Origin of the sequence: Streptococcus sp. 1343 (assembly GCF_013277355.1) — a bacterium.
Classification (GTDB): Bacteria; Bacillota; Bacilli; order Lactobacillales; family Streptococcaceae; genus Streptococcus; species Streptococcus pseudopneumoniae.
Map to the genome: position 1 here is coordinate 1 of NZ_VMMT01000033.1, position 962 is coordinate 962.

A 962-nucleotide genomic window follows, 5' to 3' on the forward strand; every position below is an offset into this window, starting at 1 on the left:
TAGACTTCCTGCGAAACAATATATGGTATAATAGTTCTATGGATTATGAAGCAAGTGAACAACTAACTGATGCACGATTTAAGCTCCTGGTTGGTGTTCAGTGCACGACTTTTGAAGAGATGTTAGCTGTATTAAAAAGAGATTATCAAGGTAAACACGCAAAAGGGGGACGAAAACCTAAACTAAGCCTAGAATACCTTCTTATGGCGACTTCAATATGTGCGAGAATATCGAACTTATGAAGAAATTGCGGCTGATCTTGGTATCCACGAAAGCAACTTAATCCGTCGGAGCCAATGGGTTGAAGTAACTCTTGTTCAAAGGTGGTGTTGCGATTTCAAGAACTCCTCTCAGTTCTGAGGACACGGTAATGATTGATGCGACGGAAGTAAAAATCAATCGTCCTAAAAAACAATTAGCGAATGATTCTGGTAAAAAGAAATGCCACGCTATGAAGGCTCAGGCGATTGTCACAAGCCAAGGGAGAATTGTTTCTTTGGAGATCACTGTGAACTATTGTCATGATATGAAGTTGTTCAAAATGAGTCGCAGAAATATCGGACAAGCTGGTAAAATCTTGTCTGACAGTGCTTATCAAGGGCTCATGAAGCTATATCCTCAAGCGCAAACTCCGAGGAAATCCAGCAAACTCAAGCCGCTAACAGCTGAAGAGAAAGCCTGTAACCATGCGCTATCTAAGGAGAGAATCAAGGTTGAGAATATTTTTGACAAAGTATAGTAGATTGAAACTAGAATAGTACACCTCTACTTCTAAAACATTGTTAGAAATCGATTTGACTGTCTTGATCGATTTGTCCTGTTCTTATTTCATTTCACTATAAAAACGTTTAAAATATCTTCAACAACCTATCGAAATCATCGTAAACGCTTCGGATTACGAATGAATTTGATTGCTGGCATTATCAATCATGAACTAGGATTCTAGTTTTGCAGGAAGTCTA

Annotated in this window: 2 pseudogenes; both read left to right on the top strand. The window is 38.7% G+C overall.

What is annotated here, in order from left to right:
- Nucleotides 1-38: 38 nt before the first annotated feature.
- Nucleotides 39-736, top strand: a pseudogene (locus tag HT709_RS05410) (IS5 family transposase); the annotation flags it as partial.
- A 102-nt stretch (nucleotides 737-838) separates the two neighbouring features.
- Nucleotides 839-946 (top strand): annotated as a pseudogene (locus tag HT709_RS05415) (IS5/IS1182 family transposase); the annotation flags it as partial.
- Nucleotides 947-962 lie beyond the last annotated feature (16 nt).